Annotated in this window: 14 protein-coding genes; 5 read left to right on the top strand and 9 right to left on the bottom strand. The window is 53.6% G+C overall.

All coding sequences use genetic code 11. The features are described from left to right. Positions 1 to 105: 105 nt before the first annotated feature. The 8 genes from gutB to ACE5KN_RS08765 all read right to left on the bottom strand — a co-directional run bounded on the left by gutB (position 106) and on the right by ACE5KN_RS08765 (position 12,586). The gene (gene gutB / locus ACE5KN_RS08800; protein WP_375526696.1) at positions 106 to 1,170 is read right to left on the bottom strand and encodes a sorbitol/xylitol/iditol dehydrogenase GutB; all 1,065 of its coding nucleotides are present in this window, start codon (positions 1,168 to 1,170) and stop codon (positions 106 to 108) included. Between the two features lie 34 nt (positions 1,171 to 1,204). Continuing rightward, entirely contained in the window at positions 1,205 to 2,788 is a 1,584-nt protein-coding gene (locus tag ACE5KN_RS08795; RefSeq protein WP_375526621.1) for a response regulator transcription factor, read from the bottom strand. Positions 2,789 to 2,848: 60 nt separating this feature from the next. Then, entirely contained in the window at positions 2,849 to 4,135 is a 1,287-nt protein-coding gene (locus ACE5KN_RS08790) for an ABC transporter substrate-binding protein (RefSeq protein ID WP_375526620.1), read from the bottom strand. A 141-nt stretch (positions 4,136 to 4,276) separates the two neighbouring features. Next, positions 4,277 to 6,013 (bottom strand): sensor histidine kinase, encoded by a 1,737-nt coding sequence (locus ACE5KN_RS08785; protein WP_375526619.1) that lies wholly within the window; start codon positions 6,011 to 6,013, stop codon positions 4,277 to 4,279. 161 nt (positions 6,014 to 6,174) lie between these two features. Further along, positions 6,175 to 7,053: a carbohydrate ABC transporter permease gene (locus ACE5KN_RS08780; protein ID WP_375526618.1), complete on the bottom strand. Its 879-nt coding sequence runs from the start codon at positions 7,051 to 7,053 to the stop codon at positions 6,175 to 6,177. Then, complete coding sequence (locus ACE5KN_RS08775) at positions 7,050 to 7,988, bottom strand: carbohydrate ABC transporter permease (protein WP_375526695.1); 939 nt, start codon at positions 7,986 to 7,988, stop codon at positions 7,050 to 7,052. The genes ACE5KN_RS08780 and ACE5KN_RS08775 overlap by 4 nt, the downstream gene beginning before the upstream one ends. A 230-nt stretch (positions 7,989 to 8,218) precedes the next feature. Continuing rightward, positions 8,219 to 10,339: an alpha-glucuronidase family glycosyl hydrolase gene (locus tag ACE5KN_RS08770; protein WP_375526617.1), complete on the bottom strand. Its 2,121-nt coding sequence runs from the start codon at positions 10,337 to 10,339 to the stop codon at positions 8,219 to 8,221. Between the two features lie 24 nt (positions 10,340 to 10,363). After that, the gene (locus ACE5KN_RS08765) at positions 10,364 to 12,586 is read right to left on the bottom strand and encodes a glycoside hydrolase family 52 protein (protein ID WP_375526616.1); all 2,223 of its coding nucleotides are present in this window, start codon (positions 12,584 to 12,586) and stop codon (positions 10,364 to 10,366) included. Between the two features lie 172 nt (positions 12,587 to 12,758). Here ACE5KN_RS08765 and ACE5KN_RS08760 point away from each other — a divergent pair, with 172 nt between their 5' ends. Then, the gene (locus tag ACE5KN_RS08760; RefSeq protein WP_375526615.1) at positions 12,759 to 13,676 is read left to right on the top strand and encodes an AraC family transcriptional regulator; all 918 of its coding nucleotides are present in this window, start codon (positions 12,759 to 12,761) and stop codon (positions 13,674 to 13,676) included. Between the two features lie 165 nt (positions 13,677 to 13,841). Here ACE5KN_RS08760 and ACE5KN_RS08755 read toward each other — a convergent pair whose 3' ends face one another. Continuing rightward, positions 13,842 to 14,585: an SDR family oxidoreductase gene (locus ACE5KN_RS08755; RefSeq protein WP_375526614.1), complete on the bottom strand. Its 744-nt coding sequence runs from the start codon at positions 14,583 to 14,585 to the stop codon at positions 13,842 to 13,844. A gap of 230 nt (positions 14,586 to 14,815) precedes the next feature. Here ACE5KN_RS08755 and ACE5KN_RS08750 point away from each other — a divergent pair, with 230 nt between their 5' ends. The 4 genes from ACE5KN_RS08750 (at position 14,816) to ACE5KN_RS08735 (ending at position 18,072) form a co-directional block, all read left to right on the top strand. Continuing rightward, positions 14,816 to 15,193, top strand: coding sequence for a MerR family transcriptional regulator (locus tag ACE5KN_RS08750; protein ID WP_375526613.1), 378 nt, complete (start codon positions 14,816 to 14,818; stop codon positions 15,191 to 15,193). Between the two features lie 448 nt (positions 15,194 to 15,641). After that, on the top strand, positions 15,642 to 16,214 hold the full coding sequence (locus tag ACE5KN_RS08745) for a hypothetical protein (protein WP_375526612.1): 573 nt from the start codon (positions 15,642 to 15,644) through the stop codon (positions 16,212 to 16,214). A gap of 39 nt (positions 16,215 to 16,253) precedes the next feature. Next, positions 16,254 to 16,580 (top strand): hypothetical protein, encoded by a 327-nt coding sequence (locus ACE5KN_RS08740; RefSeq protein ID WP_375526611.1) that lies wholly within the window; start codon positions 16,254 to 16,256, stop codon positions 16,578 to 16,580. Positions 16,581 to 16,714: 134 nt separating this feature from the next. Continuing rightward, positions 16,715 to 18,072 (top strand): IS1182 family transposase gene (locus tag ACE5KN_RS08735; RefSeq protein ID WP_375526610.1). Its coding sequence is split into 2 segments (ribosomal slippage): positions 16,715 to 17,282 and positions 17,282 to 18,072, totalling 1,359 coding nucleotides; the frame shifts between segments, so codons are not numbered across the junction. Positions 18,073 to 18,234: the final 162 nt, after the last annotated feature.

Genomic DNA, 18,234 nt, shown 5'->3' with positions numbered 1-18,234 from the left:
CCGCTTCGTTCTCTCCGCTGATGCGTGCAATCACCCATATGGTGTGGTTAAGGAGAAAGGAGAAGAGATACTGAATCAAGCATCTCTTCTCCTTTTTTGTCTTGTTTATTCGTTTGGGTAAACCATAATCTTCAGGCTTCCGCTTTTATTGTGGATGGCCCTTTCCATGGCATCCCGGGTCTGGGCCAGCGGATATCGGTCCGTGATCAGGGATTTGGCATCAATCTGCCCGGATGACAGGAAGGAAATGCCCGCAGGGTAGGTGTTGGCGTACCGGAAGATGCCGTAAATATCGATTTCATTATCGGCCATAAAAGGCACATTCAACGGAATCTCATCCTGTGCGGGCAGGCCGACAATGGCCAGCTTGCCGCCGCGGCGAAGCGAATACAGGGCCGATTGCAGGGCCTGCGGATTGCCCGCCGTCTCCCAGGCGGTATCCACACCGCGTCCGCCAGTCAAGCGTTTGATGGCTTCGATGGGATCTTCTTCACGCACATTGATCGTATCCGTAGCCCCCATCCGTTTGGCTGCCTCCAGCCGGATGGGCTCCAGATCGGTCACGATAATGCGCGAAGCCCCGAAGGATTTGGCGGCGGCGACCGCCATCAGGCCGACAGGACCCATGCCCATGATCGCCAGCGTGGAGCCCGGCTGCAGCTGGCTGCGGCGGGCGGCATGAATGCCAACAGAGAAAGGCTCGTTGAGCGCAGCTTCTTCGAAGCTTAGATGATCCGGAATGGGGAAGACGAAGTCCTCCCGCATGGCCATATACTGCACGAAAGCGCCGTCCACCGGCGGGGTGGCGAGGAACTGAACGTCAGGGCACAGGTTATAGCGGCCGGACTTGCAGGCATCGCATCGCCCGCAAGTGACGCCGGGCTCCACTGCCACGCGGTCTCCTGGCTGGAAGCGGGTGACGGCAGAGCCGACCGCGCTGATCATCCCGGCGCATTCATGCCCGAGGATGATGGGCTTCTCCACGACATAACGGCCAATCCGCCCGTTCTCATAGTAATGCACGTCTGATCCGCAGACCCCGACAGCCATGACCTTGATCAGCACCTCATCCGGCTGCAATTGGGGAACCGGCCGCTCCTCAATGTTAATCTCGCCGGGTTTCGGCATAACGGCAGCTTTCATCATTACAGGGTTCTCCGCATTCAACATGAGTTGACTCATTCTCCTTTCTGAATCACAGCATTTATCCGTTCGCCAGCTCTGTAGGGTTCATCCCGGTAAACTTCTTGAACAGTGTACTGAAGTAAGGGACGTTTTTATAACCTACGCGGTCGGCTACCTCGTAAACGAGCATTTTCCGTTCCAGCAGCAGCTCCTTTGCCTTCTCCATCCGCACACGTGTCAAATACGTATTGAACGTTTCTCCCGTCATATTGCGGAAGATGTTGGACAGGTAATTGCGGGATATAAAGACTTTGTCCGCCAATTCCGAGAGGGTGATATCCTCGTCATAATGCTCGTGAATGTACTGGACCATAAAGTCCACGGCCTGACGATGCTTGCTGCTGCCGCCCCACTCCCGGCTTCGGCAGATGACGGTGATCTTCTCCGTCAGCCAGGCGGCAAGCTGCTCCAGCCCGCCAAGGGCGGACATTTCCCGTGATAGCTCGCGATTGGGAAACAGATCATCCAGCAGCATGCCGACATCGTACAGGCAATAAGCGATCACACCCCACAGCTCACTTGCCAGCATGCGCGCGTATTCCGGTGTATCGCCGCTCTGTTCCTGCAGCTGGCGGGTATAATCGGTCACAAGCTGTTTGGCGCGGGTTTCCTGCGATGTTTTGATGGCGCTTGCCAGCTCCTGATAAAACTTGACGGGACGCATCATATTCCACTGCTGCTCCCTGCTCGGCACCAGCCCTTTTCCGTCCAGAGAGCGGAACGCCTCTTCCGTGGAATCGGGAATATCCAGCCATGAGGCTTTCCATGCCCCGAATCCGATCCGCAGCTTCAGCTTCAGGTAATTCCACACACAGGTCTTCAACGTAGCGCCAAGCTCACCGATCAGCCCGGCCAAGCGATCCGCTGCCGCTCCAGGATCGGCATGAAGGACAACCGCCGACCGCATGCCGTGCAGCTCCGTATACTCGAAAGAGGCAAATCGTTCCCTGACCACCTCATGAACAATGTTGCTTACGGCGAACCGGAACAGGTTCCAATCCGCAACGGTAAGGCTGCTGGCGCGTGCGCAGCGGTCAAGCTCAATCCCCATCACCATATGGGAGGTGTCCGCCCAGTACAGGTAAGGAGAGGGCAGCAGCTCATCTCGGCGGTAGGTGGGGTCCAGCGTGCCCGTGAGGGCGGCTTTAACCCATTCTTTTTCCACAAAAGGCTCATATAGCATCAGCTTGTGCATCATCTCATCCTCGCGGGCGCGCCGGATATCCTCGCTGGACAGATCCTGCAAGGCCTTGGCCAGCACGGACTTGAAGGTGGGAACGCTGATCGGCTTGGACAGGTAATCGCTGACGTCCAGCCGCAAAGCCTGCCTGGCATATTCGAAGTCGGAGTATCCGCTCAGAATAATGATCTTGCCTTCGAATTCCTGACTGCGCAGCTCGCTGATCATATCGAGGCCGTTCATCACGGGCATGTAGATATCCGTGATGATGACATCAGGCCTGACGCGGCGGATCATGTCCAGGCCGTCCGCCCCGTTCAGCGCTTCTCCGGCCACCTCGGCGTCCAGCTCATTCCAGGGGATGCCGCGCCTCATGCCTGCCAGCACCTGACGGTCGTCATCAATGATCGCAATTTTCCACACGCCCCATCTCTCCTCCGAAATGTGATGTACGTTTCACTTGATGATGCTGTGAAGCCTTTCCTACTTTTCGTATTCCTTGGCTGCGCTTTGGAGCTTCTCGTAAGCCTCTTCCGGTGTTGTCTGCCCGAAGCTCAGCTCATCCCGGACCAGCGGCCAGTCCTTATCGATAAAGCTGGTCCAGCCCTTGGCGCCGGTGCTGAATATCTGTCCGTCCTTTTCTGTGGCACGCAGCAGCTCCATGCCCACCTTCTCCGTATCGCTCATATTCGCCTCAAGCCCGGCGGCCACCTCCGAATTGACAGGCAAGCCGCGGGTTGTGCCCAGCGTCTTGGCGATATCCGGATCATTGATGAACCAGTCGATGAATTTCTTGGCTTCTTCAGTATGAGCAGAACTGGCGGAGACACCGAAAAACATGGACGGCTTCAGCCAGCCCCCGGCTTCCTCGGCGCGCGGCATCGTCACCAGGGCGTATGCGTCCTTTTTCAGGCTGTCCCATGCGCCGAAGTTGTTGGAGAATGCGAGGCGAAACAGGATTTTTCCCGATACCATCAGGTCCATGCCGGGGTCAAACTCCTTGTCGGATGCGTTCAGGTCGGCCGGAGGCACCAGCCCCTCGCTGCGCAGCTCCGCAAAGGTCCGGGTCCATTCCAGGAAGGTGTCGCGGTCCACGTTGAACACGCCTTCATCCGTAACGACCTGCCCTTTGCCTTTGGCGTATTGATAGGCGCTGTAGGCGAAGTAGTCACCGGCATAATCTTTTGTGAAATACTGGCCTTCGGGAAGCTTTCCTTTCAGACTGCGGGCCAGCGCGAAGAAATCTTCCCAGGTCCAACCGTTCTGCGGAGGGGCGGCCCCCAGCTTATCCAGCGCAGCTTTGTCATAAATCATGCCGTAGGCGACGGAGCCGAGCGGCACGGCATATTGTTTGCCTTCGTATTTTCCGGCGGTGAGCACCTTGTCGCCAACCTTGGACAGATCGATGCCGGAGGAGAGATCCGCCAGCTGGCCCCGTGCGGACCAGTCCGAAATCCAGCCCGGATCAAGCTGAATGATATCGGGCGCGTTTTTGGCGGCTGCTTGTGTGGAGAGCTTATCCAGGTAGCCGTCCATGCCGGAGTATTCCGGTTCAAAGGTGACGTTGGGATGGAGCTCCGTATATTTTTCAAGTACTTTCAGCGTGGCTTCATGCCGGTCCTGGGAACCCCACCACATGATGCGCAGCTTCACGGAGCCGTCCTCCGCAGTTTTGCTGCCGGAGCCCTGGCTGCTGCTGCCGCAGGCCGCGAGGGAGGCAGCGAGAACGGCCACGGCGGCCAATTTTAGAGAGCGCTTCCAAATCATCATATCATACAAACCCCCTGTTTTCCTGAAGTATTTGATGCCAAGATCATCGTAGCAATTTACCCTGGGCGCGTGTACGGGAGAGATGCACAATTTATTATAAAATCGTCCGAAAATGAGAGCGGCTGCCATGCCCTGACCGGCTCAGGCTTCCTGCTGCGGCCGCTCTGTCAGACGGGGAAGGGTTATGACGGCACGGGTGCCTCCTTCTGTACGGTTGAACAGTGCAACTCCATACGCACTGCCGAAGTAGGCGTCGATTCTTTCCCGCACATTGCGGATGCCGTAACCGCCGTTCGTGCGGTTCCGTGCTGTGGAGACTGTTTGCAGGCCCGCTCCGTCATCCTCAACCATCAGCAGGAGCCGTCCGCCGTCTTCCTCCGCGCAAATGCGGATGAAGCCGTGATCGCGGCCATTGAAGCCGTGCACGACGCAGTTTTCCACGAAAGGCTGCAGCGTCATTTTGGGCACGTACAGGCTGCGGGACGTCTCAGGCAGCTCGATGCTGAAGTTAAGACCGCTCTCCCAGCGAATCTGCTGAATCTCCAGATAACAGCGGATATGCTCCGCTTCTTCCTCGAGCGTAACAAAGCTCTCGCCATTGGACAGGCCGATCCGGAACATCCGCCCCATCAGCTCCAGAATGCGGCTGATCCGCTCCTGGCCGTTTTCAATGGCCATCCAGTTCAGCTGGTCCAGCGTGTTATAGAGAAAATGAGGGTTGATATTGGCCTGCAGTGCCTTAATCTCCGCTCTTCGCTGCTGCTCCAGCCTTTGCTGCAAGGATTGGTAAAGCTGGTTGATGCGCTCGTTCTGCTGCCGGTAGCCGCTGAACAGCTGGCCGAATTCATTGCGGTAATCCTCAGGCAGCGGCGTCTCCTTGCCACCGATGGAGAAGCGCTTCATGGCGCCGATCAGCTGCTTGAGCGGGCGGGTAAACTGCTTGCTGAGCCACAGCGCCAGCAGGGAGGTCAGCAGCACGGCGGTCAGGCCGATGAGGCCGATCACCTCCGCCAGCCGTCTGCTGCCCGCCGTGATCTGCTCCCACGGTGTCATCTGCACGAGCACCCAGTGTGAATTATCAACCTTGGAATAGACGAGCAGGGTATCGTTCATTCCCGCTTTCCCGTTCAGGCGGAGCACTCCGTTCGCTTCTGTCATCTCGTCTGTGCGGCCGGCCGGGAGCGCCTGACCGGGCACCTCTCCTACGGCCAGCAGCTGGCGGCCGGAGGCATCCAGCATGACCCGGTTCGTGCCCGGCGTATCCCCGGACAGAATCTTTTTGATGCTGCCGGCCTTTACATGAATGGCGAGGATGCCCAGGTATTTATCGTCGTATACGATTTTACGCACAAAGCTCATCACCGGCACGTCCCCCTGTATGCTGGGAACCGTGTATTCTCCCGACCAGGTGAAATCCCCCTGTTCGACGAGCGGATACCAGGATTGCCCCGGCGCTTCCTGCAGGCTGCGGAAATGGATATATCCCTCCTGGCTGCTCATGGGGAAGGGGTTGTTCATATACAGGTCAATGCCCTGAATGAGCGGTATGGAATAAGTGAGTGTTTGCAGAGAAAGCTCGGTCTCCCGGGTTTTCCGGTAATGCTCGTAGGTGCTGCCGCTCCCGGAGAGCAGGTCGATCAGCTCCTGATCGCGCGACGTTGACAATGAAATTTGCTCAATGGTCGTCAGTCTGGCCGAGAGTTCATTATTCACCTCATTCAGCAGCTGCTGCTGATAATAGGAGGAGGTAGCCGCCAGCTCCCGCGAAGAAATGGTATAGCTGGCCCAGACGGCACAGCCCAGCACCGCAATAAGGAACAAGGCAAAGCCGAGAAAGAACAGGCGGTCAATGCGGTATATTTTGAAAGGATTTTTCATGGCCTGGTGCTCCCTGTCTGTATACAAGTTGCTGTTTCATCCGTTTGAACGAAAAAGGCGAACCCGCTGGCGGCAGAGCCGCGGCGTATTCGCCCTAATCTCAAAAAGCCTCCACTAAACGCGGTCTGTCTTCATTGAAAGTACTTCGACAGACGTATTTCTTATCCTTTAATCCCCGTAGTTGCAATTCCCTCCACGAAATGCTTCTGGGCCGCGACGAAGACCAAAGTGGCCGGGATGATCGACACGAGCGACATGGCGAGCAGCTGCCCCCATTCCTGCCCAGCCTGTGAATCGTTGATCATGCGCAGCGCCAGCCCCACCGTATATTTATCCACGGAGTTGATATATAGCAGATGTCCGAGGAAGTCGTCCCAGTTCCAGAGAAAGCAGAAGATCGCAACCGTCACAATCGCCGGCTTCGTCAAGGGCAGAATGATGCGCCAATAGATGCCAAACCAGGAGCAGCCGTCCATCTTGGCGGATTCATCGAGCTCGCGGGGAACGCCGCGGATGAACTGAATGAGCAGGAAGACAAAGAAGGTCCCTCCCGCGCCTCCCGCCAGGGCATGCGGCACAATAAACGGCAGATATGTATTCACCCAGCCGAATTGATGGAACATGGCGTACTGGGGAATGATGAGCACCTGCCCAGGGAGCATGAGCGTAGCCATGAGCAGCGCGAACCACATTTTCTTGAGTGGAAAATCAAGTCTGGCAAATCCGAACGCCACCAGTGTGCAGGAGATCAGCGTCACGACGAGCACAGCCAGCTCCAGCTTGAACGTATTCAAGTAAAAATGGGTGAAGGAGTAGCCTGGCACGGAGCGCCAGCCTTCCACGAAATTTTGCCATACAGGCACCGTTGGAAAAATACCTGGCGAGCTGAGCTCGCTGTTGCTCTTCAGGGACGCTCCGATCCACCAGACGACCGGATAGATCATGATCAGGCTGAACAACATCATGAAGACATGGCGGATGATATTTCCCCGTCTGCGGGACTTCGCCTTGGTGCTGAGGCTGAGTGTGCGGGTGCTCATCGTCTTTTCCCTCCCGTGTCGGATTCATAAAATACCCAGTATTTCGAGGTCAGCGCAATGACAGCCGATACGATGACGATCATGATCAGCATGATCCAGGCCAGAGAGGAGGCGTATCCGAGCTGATAGCGGCTGAAGGCCCGTTCATACAGATAGATAGCATAGACAAACGTGGAGTTCATCGGCCCGCCGTTTGTGATGACATAAGCGGAGGTAAACATTTGGAATGCGTTGATGACCCCCATGATCAGGTTAAAATAAATCGTTGGGGACAGCATGGGCAGGGTCACGCGGAAAAATTGAACAAACCGGTTCGCACCATCAACCGATGACGCTTCGTACAAGTCCGCGGGGATCTGCTTGATCCCTGCCAGGAAAATGACCATGGCCGATCCGAACTGCCAGGTGGACAGCAGAATGAGCGACCATATTGCCGTGTCGGGGCTGCTGACCCAGCCTTTGCCTGCAATGCCAACCATGGCGAGCAGTTGGTTAAAGAACCCGTCAACCCCGAAAATGTTGCGCCACAGCAAGGACACGGCGATGCTGCCCCCGATCAGGGAAGGGAAGTAAATGGCCGTCCGGTAAAAAGAAATGCCCCTGACAGCACGGCTGAGCACAATCGCCACGAGCAGGGCGGCAATCAGCTTCAGCGGAACGGAAGCCAGCACGTACACAAACGTGACTTTGACGGATTGGACGAATTTATCGTCTTCGGTCAGGATGCGCTGGTAATTTTCCAGCCCGACCCAGGAGATCGGCTCCATGAGCGTATAATCCGTAAAGGAGTAATACAGCGAGAGCAGCATGGGATACAGTGTGAGAAAAAGAAACCCGATCAGCCATGGGGAAATAAACAAATAACCTGCGATCGGGGCGTCCCACCGTTTCAGGAAAGAGCGGCGTTTCTTGACATATATGCCTCCTGTTTGCATGTTAGCGGTTTCAGATGAGTACATTCGATCACCTCTCAAGTAACGAGTTCACTGATTAATTCCAGTATAGGAGGGGGAGAGGGCGGGCAAAAGGAGAGAGATGACCGATTTCTTTTAAAATCTTACGAAAAAAAGAGCAGCTTCGCCGGAAAAAACGGGAGTAAAAAAAGCAGCCGCGATGTGGCTCGCAGCTGCTGCATATGTGGGGGACATAGAGTAATATTATGCTCCTAGTAGATGGTCCGTTCATGCACATCCGGAATTCCGCTCTTGCGGAAGAAATACGTATTGATCATATCGCGCCATTCCCCGGCATGCTCCGTCTGGTGCTCCAGACGCTCCAGCACCTGCTGGTACACGGATTCTTCCAGCTCCTCCTTCAATTCCATCCAGGTCTCCATAAGCTGGGCCGCTCGCTCCGCTCCTTCAAAATGGGAGTCATAAATGTGCTGGATTACTGTTTTGCCGGAATGCAGAACATGGGTATACGGTACGTGATGGAAGAAGAGCAGCAGCTCATCGGGGCAGCTCTCCAGCGATTCGTACAGCTCCGTATTGGGACCGATGTACTGTGCAGCATATCCGGTGCCGCCGGCGGCCGTCCGGTTGACGCCGATCCCGCTGCAGTCGGCAAAATGGTAGGTGCCCCATTTGGAGTATTCGTAGCCGTCCACGTTCGGGCCGTAATGATGATCCGGATTCACCATCCAGCCGACCCCGAGCGGGGCGGTGTAGGACTCATAAATACTCCAGGAATCCAGCAGCATGCGGGACACGGCCGCTATGACCCGTTCATTGGAACCAAAGGTCATTCTGATCCATTCGTTAGCAATGCCTTCGGCGGACAGCTCGGGATTCCACGTCAGACGGCCGTACCCGTATAAATTGGATTGGGCAAGCAGATGGCCCGTCCAGTTAGCGTCGGAGCCAATGTTGGAGACGGCGGCAATGCCGCATGTCCCGCTCTTGCCGAACAGCGAACCGTCCGCGATCTGCTTGACCGTCGAACCTTTACCCCTGGCATAGGTGTCAAAGTTCAGCACTTCCTTCCATTGCGGAACAAGATAGCATAAATGCCGCTGCTGCCCGGTGTACTCCTGCGTGATCTGGAATTCCAGCATCAGATTCGTCCGTTCCATCGCGCCAAAGAGCGGGGAGACAGGCTCCCGCACCTGAAAGTCCATCGGGCCGTTCTTCACCTGCAAAATGACGTTGTCATGGAACAGGCCGTCCAAAGGCTTAAAATGGTCATAGGCAGCCCGTGCGCGGTCGGTGGAGCGGTCGCGCCAATCCTGCTTGCAGTTGTACACGAAGCAGCGCCAGATGACCAGCCCGCCGTACGGCTGCAGCGCCTCTGCCAGCATATTGGCTCCTTCCGCATGATTGCGCCCATAGCTGAACGGCCCGGGACGGTTTTCAGAATCGGCCTTTACGAGAAAGCCGCCGAAGTCCGGAATGGCCGCATAGATCTTATGCGCGGTCTGCTTCCACCATTCCGCCACCTCAGGGTCGAGCGGATCGGCTGTGGCCAGTCCGCCGACTTCAATGGGGCTGGCATAATTGATGCTGAAGAAGGTCCGGATGCCGTAAGAGCGGAATACAGCCGCCAGCCTCGACGCGTCGGGAAGGAAGCGCTCCGTTATGAGCTGCGACTCCACCCGGTGCACATTCACATTGTTGATGGCAATGGCATTCAGCCCGGCGGAGGCGAGTAGGCGGGCATAATCGCGAATCCGGCCCATATCCTTGGTGATTTCGTTATTTTTGTAAAAAATGGACCTGCCCGCATAACCGCGCTCAATGCTGCCGTCCATGTTATCCCACTGATTGATCATGCGCAGCGGATTGGACGGGTTCTCCAGCAAATCAAGCTTCTGTACATCCGCGCCGGTCTGCAGCAGCCGCAGCAGGTGAAAGGCGCCATACAGCACGCCCTTCGCCGTCTGCCCGGCCACCGTAACGCTCCCGTCCTCCACATTCGTCCGAATGCGGTAGCCTTCCTCGGCCGTCTGCTCCTGCTCCGCTTCGGTGAAAGCCTGCCGCACCTGCGGATTACCCGCAAACGTGCCGATTAAGATGTGGCCGCCGTCCGTGGTGGCCGCCGCCTGCTGGATTGAGCCGGTGTACTCCCGAATCAAGCCGGTGCGCTGCCGAATGAGGCTGGGGCGCAGCCGGAACAGGGAAGCGATCCCCCGCTCCAGCTCCTGTACGGCCGACTCCAATATTTCATCCGCTTCAGTGACGGCGATGCTGGCGCACCACTCCGGCATACTGGCTCCCGGTACGGGGCGGTACCGCAGCCAAGCCTCATACCCGGACTGAACCCTGTCAGCGCTGATGTAGTTGTACATGTCATGTCCTCCCGGAAAATGCCGTCAGGCAAATTGCTTGAATTGCTCTTGCAGCCCGGCTGTCAGCCGGTTTCCTTTTCCTTCAAATAACCACAGAATGGTGGTCACACCGCGCGGATAATATTTGCTGCCGATAATGTCTCCGGCCAGAATCTGGTCGCTCCAGGCCCAATAGGAGTGCTCTGGATGGGTCAGCCACGCGGTATGGGCGGCATCGGCGGCGTGCCCTTCCTGCTCCCAGGCAAGTCCGAGGAGTTCGCGGGCGATGAATTGGCACAGATAGATTTTGCTGAGCCAGGAGTTGTTGCTGGTGGAGGAGAGCTTCCAGCCTCCGTCCTCGAACAGGCAGGTTCCCGGCACAAGCACCGTCTCCAGGTGCTGCTTGAGCGTCTGCAGGTAGGGACCGAAGCGGCCATCCGCCTTAAGGGCATCTTCACAGCCGGTGAAGTACGGGAAGATCAGGCCTTCGATGGCGGGAATGATTTTGGAATCATTGCCCTCCGCGATGACGGCCGGGATGTACCCGCCATCCGTCATGTGGCTGGTGATCGTAGCGGCACATCTGTCCGCCTGCTGCCCTGCTTCATGGGAAAGCTCCGTGAGCCCCCCGGCGGCAAAAAGCTTCTCCAGCGCGACATATACCGCCCAGCATTTGCCCGCCAGATAAATATTGTTTCGCGACTGCCCCAGAGAGACGTCCAGGCTGTCATACGTGGTGATTTCCGCTCCGCCGAGCGTGCGCGAGCTGTCCAGGCCCATGAGGCCGTTGCGCTTGTCGGCTTCGGGGTGATCGCGGTTCAGCATGCTCTGGAAGCATTCCTGTATAACAGGCAGCATGCGCTCCGTAAACTCCCGGTCTTCGGTCTGCTCTATATATACCAGCGCACAGCACAGCCAGTTAACCAGCTCCTCATGGCTCATATAGGAGAAGCAATCATCAATGCCGGCCAGCTCATAGGCGGAATATCCCGGACGGGAGAACACATTGGCAACACCTACGTCATGGGTGAACGCGATGCCTCCAGAATATTTGCGGTCCTCGCCCGGGAAGAACACCTGGTCATGGTAGCTGTAGCGGTTCACGAACAGCTCCAGCTCGTTGCGGACGGTCCACGGGTTCATCAGCAGCTCGAAGTACAGCTGGTCGGCCGTCAAATCCAACGTATTCATCATCCGGTATTCGCCTTCGTTAACGATCCAGAGCGGCTCTCCGTCCGCGTCCAGCAGCTGCGTGCTGCCATAGTAGCTGTGAATGGCATGTGCCAGCATAAAGGATTGGTCGGCGGACAGGCCCGTCGCTTCGATCCAGCCGTCCGCTGCAGCGCAGGAGGCGGTGAGCTCCTTGAAGCGGCCCAGAGCGTAGCCTGAGACCTCCTCAATATTGGCGAACAGGTGGGTGTAATAATACGATGCATCAATGCCGGAGGTCACCAGACCGTCGCGGTAGAAGCATACGGCAAACCTGTATGTCCGCTTTTCTCCCGCAGGCACTTCCATCAACAGCGCTCCCGTGCCGCCGAGGCCGAAGGTCAGATTTTCCGCAAGCTTTTCTCCAAGGATTTTTTCAATGGTAAAACCGAGCGCGGGCACGACGCTGTCATCGTCGGATACGATCGCTGTGCTGCGGCCCTGGCCGATTCCTTTACCGCCAGCAGCGGGCTGGCCGATGATGCGCATCGCGCTGTACGGGTCGCTTCCTTCATAGCCGAAGAAGGCTCTTCTCGGGAAATGGCCCTGTGTGTTGTCCACGGTCAGTTCAACGAATACGGCAGGCACAAGAGCGGCCTTCAGTTCTTCTTCGCCGCTTGTGCCCGGCTCCGGTACGGGCCGGACAGGGGAGTAAATTCGGAACGTCAGATCACCGGCGTGCCATGTATCGGTGCCCGCCTTATATTCGCGCGAGATGGCTGCTTCATCGAACGGCAGCAGTTTTATCACGGAAGGATGGTCCCCGCTGTTCGGATTTTGCGGATTGCTTCCATTCGGATGGGAGGGGGAGATTTCATCCGTTTCTTTATCCTTTTTCTCCACATCGTATCTGGCGCTTTCATCCTGAACAGCCGTGAAGAACGGCAGCGCTTCATAGACTTTCCCGTCGCGTGATTGCAGTCCGATATACACGTTCTCGTCGGCCGGCTTGCCGAGCTCAATGCCAAGCCCGCCTTTGGCGCCGCGGAAGCCAAGCGTGAAGCTGGCAAATGCTCCGATCGGCGCATGCTGCGCATTAAAGAATATATTTGACGTCATGACTGAAACCCCTTTCAATTAGAGTTGAATTGTGCTCCGCTGAATTGTTCAGCTACAGCCTATCACGGGGCGGACGGGGGAGCCATTGACAAATCGCGCAAACATTTACCCAAATCGGGCTCGTCCCGGTATATACTGTCATTAATCATATTACGGAACAGGAGGAGTGAAAATGGGAATAAGCTTTGTCCCGCCCAAGCCGGGCAGCAGCATGGAGGAGGTCTTTTTCCCCGATGTGCGGACGACGGTCAATCTGTTTGCCATCCATACGCGCCGGGTGAGCAGCGGCTGGGATTATCCTGCGCATGAGCATCCCCAATACGAGATTAATGTTGTGCTGGACGGAGAGCAGCATATGACTGTGGAGGGAAAACAATACGTGCAGCAGGCCGGGGATCTGATGCTGCTGCGTCCGGGGATCGTTCACTCAAGTAAAAGCGGGGGAGCAGCCTTTACTTATTTTTGCATGCATTTTGATATCGATGACAAGCTGTTTCTGTCCCTGCTCGCCCGCCTGGAGCAGGAGCTGTTCCCTGCGGACGGAGCGGTGGCGATGCAGCTGCAGCCTGCGCTCGCCAAGCTGCTTGATCTCGCGGAGTCCGAGACTGGAAATACCGTCGCCCGCCGCATGCGAATGCAGTCCGCAGTGTTTGAGCTGTTTGCCGTCCTCTGGGAGGCGGTATCAAGCGAGGCGGCCGGCCTCTCCGCGGGCGCTTATGACCGGACCGAGCTGGCACACCAGATCGCCAGCCGCCTCCAGGGCATAGCCAATCAGACATTCCGGCAGGGAACGGAAGAAACGGGACACTATGGCATCGACGATATCGCGGCTGAGCTTGGCATCAGCGTCTCCCACTGCAGCCGTGTGTTCAGGCAGGTATTCGGAGAGTCGCCGCGCACATACCTGTCCAGGCTTGTTCTGCATGAAGCGAAGCTGTTGCTGGCCGATCCCGCCATGCCTGTGCAGCAGATTGCGGCCATGCTCGGCTACAGGGATATCGCCCATTTCAGCAGACAGTTCAAGCGCTGGTCGGGGATGTCTCCAAGCGAATTCCGGCGGATGGAAGCCGTTCGGCAGGGGGAAGGATAAGAAAGTGTCTGTGGGCGTATTTTCACAGAAAATGGCCTCATTTGGAGGGGCATTTGCTGCGAATAAAAGTAGGCTTCAGCTCCGCTGAAGCCTATATGCTCTTTAATCTAAAAAAGCAAAAAGGACGAGGCCAGTTTAAGACAGGCCTCGTCCTTTTGGTCGGCTTTACAGGCTTTGCGATGTAGGTCTGACAATCAATTCATTGATCATCACATTTGCAGGCTGCTGGATGGCAAACAGAACGGTGTTGGCAATATCGCTTGGATCAAGCTGCTGCCACTCCTTGCTGCCCAATTGTTCCAGGGTAGGATAGATCGAATCGTCCGTGATGGTGCCGTACAGCTCCGTTTCCACCGCGCCGGGGGAGATCAGGGTTGTGCGAATGTTTTGCTTCGCGCCCAGCTCCGTCCGCATTCCTTCTGTCAGAACCCGTACTGCAGTTTTGGTTGCACTGTAGACGGAGCTTGAAGGGAAGGTAAGATGTCCGGCGATGGATGAGAAGTTGATAATATGTCCTTCGTTTCGTTCTTCCATATGCTTGTACACAGCCGCCATGCCATAAAGCACGCCCTTGATATTGACGTCAATCATGCGCTCCCATTCGTCCACCTTCAAATGGCGGAAAAAGGACAGCGGCATGATGCCCGCATTGTTAATCATAATGTCAATTTGCCCAAAGGTTTGAATCGTGGCTTCAGCCAATGCTTCGACATCGTTGCGTGAAGTCACATCCGTTACTTTATAGCTGGCTTCGCCTCCAGCGCTGCGAATTTCCTCCTGCAGCTGCTGCAAACGCTCTTCCCTGCGTGCGGCCAGCATGACTTTAATGTCATGTTGGGCGAGAAGTTTTGCGGTGGCAGCTCCCATTCCGCTGCTTGCACCTGTAATGATAGCCACTTTTTGCTTCATTTCGAATCTCTCCTTGTTTTGGATGTTAGTGCCCAGTCTCAACTGGCTTGAATTTATCTTAGCTAATATAGTAAACTCTAAGTCAAGTGTGGAATTGTAATAAAATAAAACATAAATAAATCCTTTATTTATAAGGTTTTATCTTGGTTTAGAGGATGGTTTTTTTGTGAAATAAGCGCTAATCCAAGGGGATTGTATTATAGTTAACTCTAACATATGGAGGGTAAATAATGTCCACGATTAAAGAAGTGTCGGAGGAAACAGGAATCACGGCGTATACGCTGCGCTATTATGAGCGGGAGGGAATACTGCCTGGGGTCAAACGCGATGAAAGCGGCAACCGCTTTTACGATGAAGAGAGTATGGAGTGGCTGAATTTTATTTTGGCGCTGCGCTCTACAGGCATGCCGCTGTCCGAAATCAAGCAATACGTTGACTGGTACCAGGAAGGGGAGAACACGCTGTCCATCCGCAAACAATTGATGCTTGATCATAAGGCAAAGGTGGAAGAGGACCTTAGACAGACTTATAAGTATCTGGAGCAGATTAATTACAAATTGGCGCTGTATGACATGCAGGAGAAGGGGTTAATGAAGATGCTGCCTTAAGAAGGAAATCTCATACCGGTAGAAGAACAACCTGAGTTTTAAATCAAAAAAAGGAAAACAACGGCTTTTCTAAGAGAATGCATTAGAGAACGGAACACGTGTGTCTATCGTCTGTGAAAATGCAGCCTTCCCGAATGGAGATGCTCAACCAGAAGGCCGTGAAATAATACAATAGTTGTATTCTCTTAATAGTTAGATGTTCTTGGCTTTCTGGTAGCAACTAATCTATTATTTTGAAAAAAATGGGTTGATTTCCCTGTGATTATATTGTATATTGAGAGTACGGATTGGGTATTTATACCAGATAAATATTCATCAAACAAGGTAAAATGTAATATTTAGTTACACAAATTATCTTATGTTAATGTATGTTTCTCTGTTGGATCAACATATGTGTAATATTTCACATATGTTATCTATAAAAAATTATTGGAGGTAGTGATTAGTTATGAAAAAGCAAATTGCCGCATTACTGATGTCAACTTCTCTGGTATTACCCATGGCTGCAGTTGCCTCTGCAGAAAGTTCCTCATCTGATGATGTTTTAATCAATGCTACTAATTCAGACTCAGAGGTTTCAATTACTAACTTAGGTCCATCCGGTAATGATGCTTACTTTGCATCCAATCCTTCAGTCTTTACAGATAAATCTAATGATTCTATAATTAAACCGATGGATACAGACGGTCAAAACATGTCTTATAAATTTAGTGGTGTAAGATCTAACATTCATTCAAAAGATCCTTTACCGGTACATAGATATGGGAAGATTAGTCTTACTTTAGTACAGACTACTGGTCCGGCTTCCCGTGTACCTGCTGCAGCTACATATCAATTTGCTACTTTGGACGGTAGTTTAAAGTCTGACGCCATTCTGGTTGATGGAGAAGTCACGAGCCCAGCGAAAACAATCACATTCTCAAATGTTCCAAAAGGAACAGCAAGTAAACCGGTATATTTATTTATTGTAAATAAAACCTCCGACGGTAGAGAGATTTCTGGAAATGGGTATACAAATTAATTGGGAAAGAGGTGCATCAAACTGCAATTCAAACACCGAATGATATCTGTGCTGGCATTGAGCGCTGTTGCTTTAACTGGAATTTCGACAAGCATTATTCATGCCAATAGCGATGTCCAAAGTGTCACATACACCGATGTCCAGAGTGATTCAGAAAGTGTCGTATATACGCCTTTACCCCCTAGTCTTCAAAATCAAGTGCCAGATCAGATCTACACGGAAAATGGACATTATGTAAAAACAGATTTGCCAGAAGAAAATTTCAGTCAGGATGAAGTCGTCCACGATTTCCGACAGACAACGGTTCAAACCAAAGTGATCATTGATTATGGAAATACTTATGTGAAGGTAGAAGATAGCAAATAGAGCTAAAGGACGGCCCAACGGGCCGTCCACAGCCTGTTGAGAAACCCTCAACAGGCTATTTTTTATTTTCGTTATTTATCTGTTCACCGCGTTAATATGATATAATATAGTTATTCTAACAAGGCGGTGGTTGCATGCTTCGCTCCAATTCCCATGTGCAAAACAGCTACGAATTTGTTTGTTTAGAAGAACTCGTTCCCCAAAATCATTTGCTTCGCAAGATTCATAAACACATCGATTTTTCCTTCATTCTAGATAAAGTGCGTCCCTATTATTGTGAAGATAACGGACGTCCTTCGGTCGATCCCATTATGCTTTTCAAAATGATGTTCATTGGTTATCTGTATGGTATTCGTTCGGAACGCCAGCTTGAACAGGAAGTTCAACTCAACGTGGCCTATCGCTGGTTTGTCGGTTTAGGTTTGACGGATCGCGTTCCGGACCACAGCACCTTGAGCTTAAATCGCAAACGACTTCAGGATAGTGATGTGATCCAAGAAATCTTCGACCATATTGTATTTAAGGCCATTGAGCTTCGGATGGTCGCAGGCCGTGTATTGATCACCGATTCAACCCACCTCAAAGCCAATGCCAACAAGCGCAAGCACGTCAAACAAGAAATCGCAAAGAGTGTTAAAACCTACCTGGATGACTTGGACGAGGCCGTTCAGGCGGATCGAGCTGCTCATGGAAAAAAGCCCTAAAACCCCGGAAGGAGGTGACCCAGACCAAGGAGACAAAAGTGAGTACAACGGATCCCGAGAGCGGGTATATGGTGCGTGACGGCAAGCCGGAAGGCTTCTTTTATTTGGATCACCGGACGGTTGACCATAAATACAACATTATTACGGATGTACATATTACACCTGGAAATGTTCATGACTCGACACCTTATCTTGAACGCCTTGAAGTGCAAACGAAGAAGTTCGGATTTGACAAGACCCTGGAGGCTGTTGCCCTGGACGCCGGCTATTACACCGCCGACATTTGCAAAAAACTGCATACCAAGAAGATTTATGCCGTCATTGGCGGTAGGAGCTACACCCCAGCAAAGGGCTTGATCGCCAAGTGGCGATTTAAGTATGAGCACGAACGCGACTTGTATATCTGTCCACAAAAACAGGAGTTGACCTATGCCACAACGGATCGGGAGGGTTACCGTCAATACAAATCGGACCCCAAGATTTGCAAGGATTGCCCGTTGCTTGAGGAGTGTACGCGTTCAAAGAACAAGCAAAGAGTCTTAACCCGACATGTCTGGCAGGACAGCAAAGAGTGGGTGAAGCAAAACGGGCGCTCGCGCTCGGGCAAATATCTGTACCGTCTCCGATACCAAACGATTGAGCGAAGTTTCGCGGATGCCAAAGAGCTCCATGGACTTCGCTATTGCCGGTTTCGCGGCCAGAAAAAAGTCTTGGAGCAAGCGCTCATGACTGCCATCTGCCAAAACGTCAAGAAGATCGCCAACCACCTGGCCAAGCTGGCCGGATAGGGCGATCTTCTTGTTTTCATAATGCTAATACTTCAGGATTTTATTTCATTATCCAAACGAGCCCCAAAAACAGGGCTTTGTCAACAATCTGAGGACGGCCCAACGGGCCGTCCATTTTTTTGAAGGGTGATTTCAAAAAGTGAAACGAAGTAATGAAGAATG

Origin of the sequence: Paenibacillus terreus (assembly GCF_042138595.1) — a bacterium.
Taxonomy (GTDB): domain Bacteria; phylum Bacillota; class Bacilli; order Paenibacillales; family Paenibacillaceae; genus Paenibacillus; species Paenibacillus terreus.
This window is presented reverse-complemented; position numbering and strand designations above follow the sequence as displayed.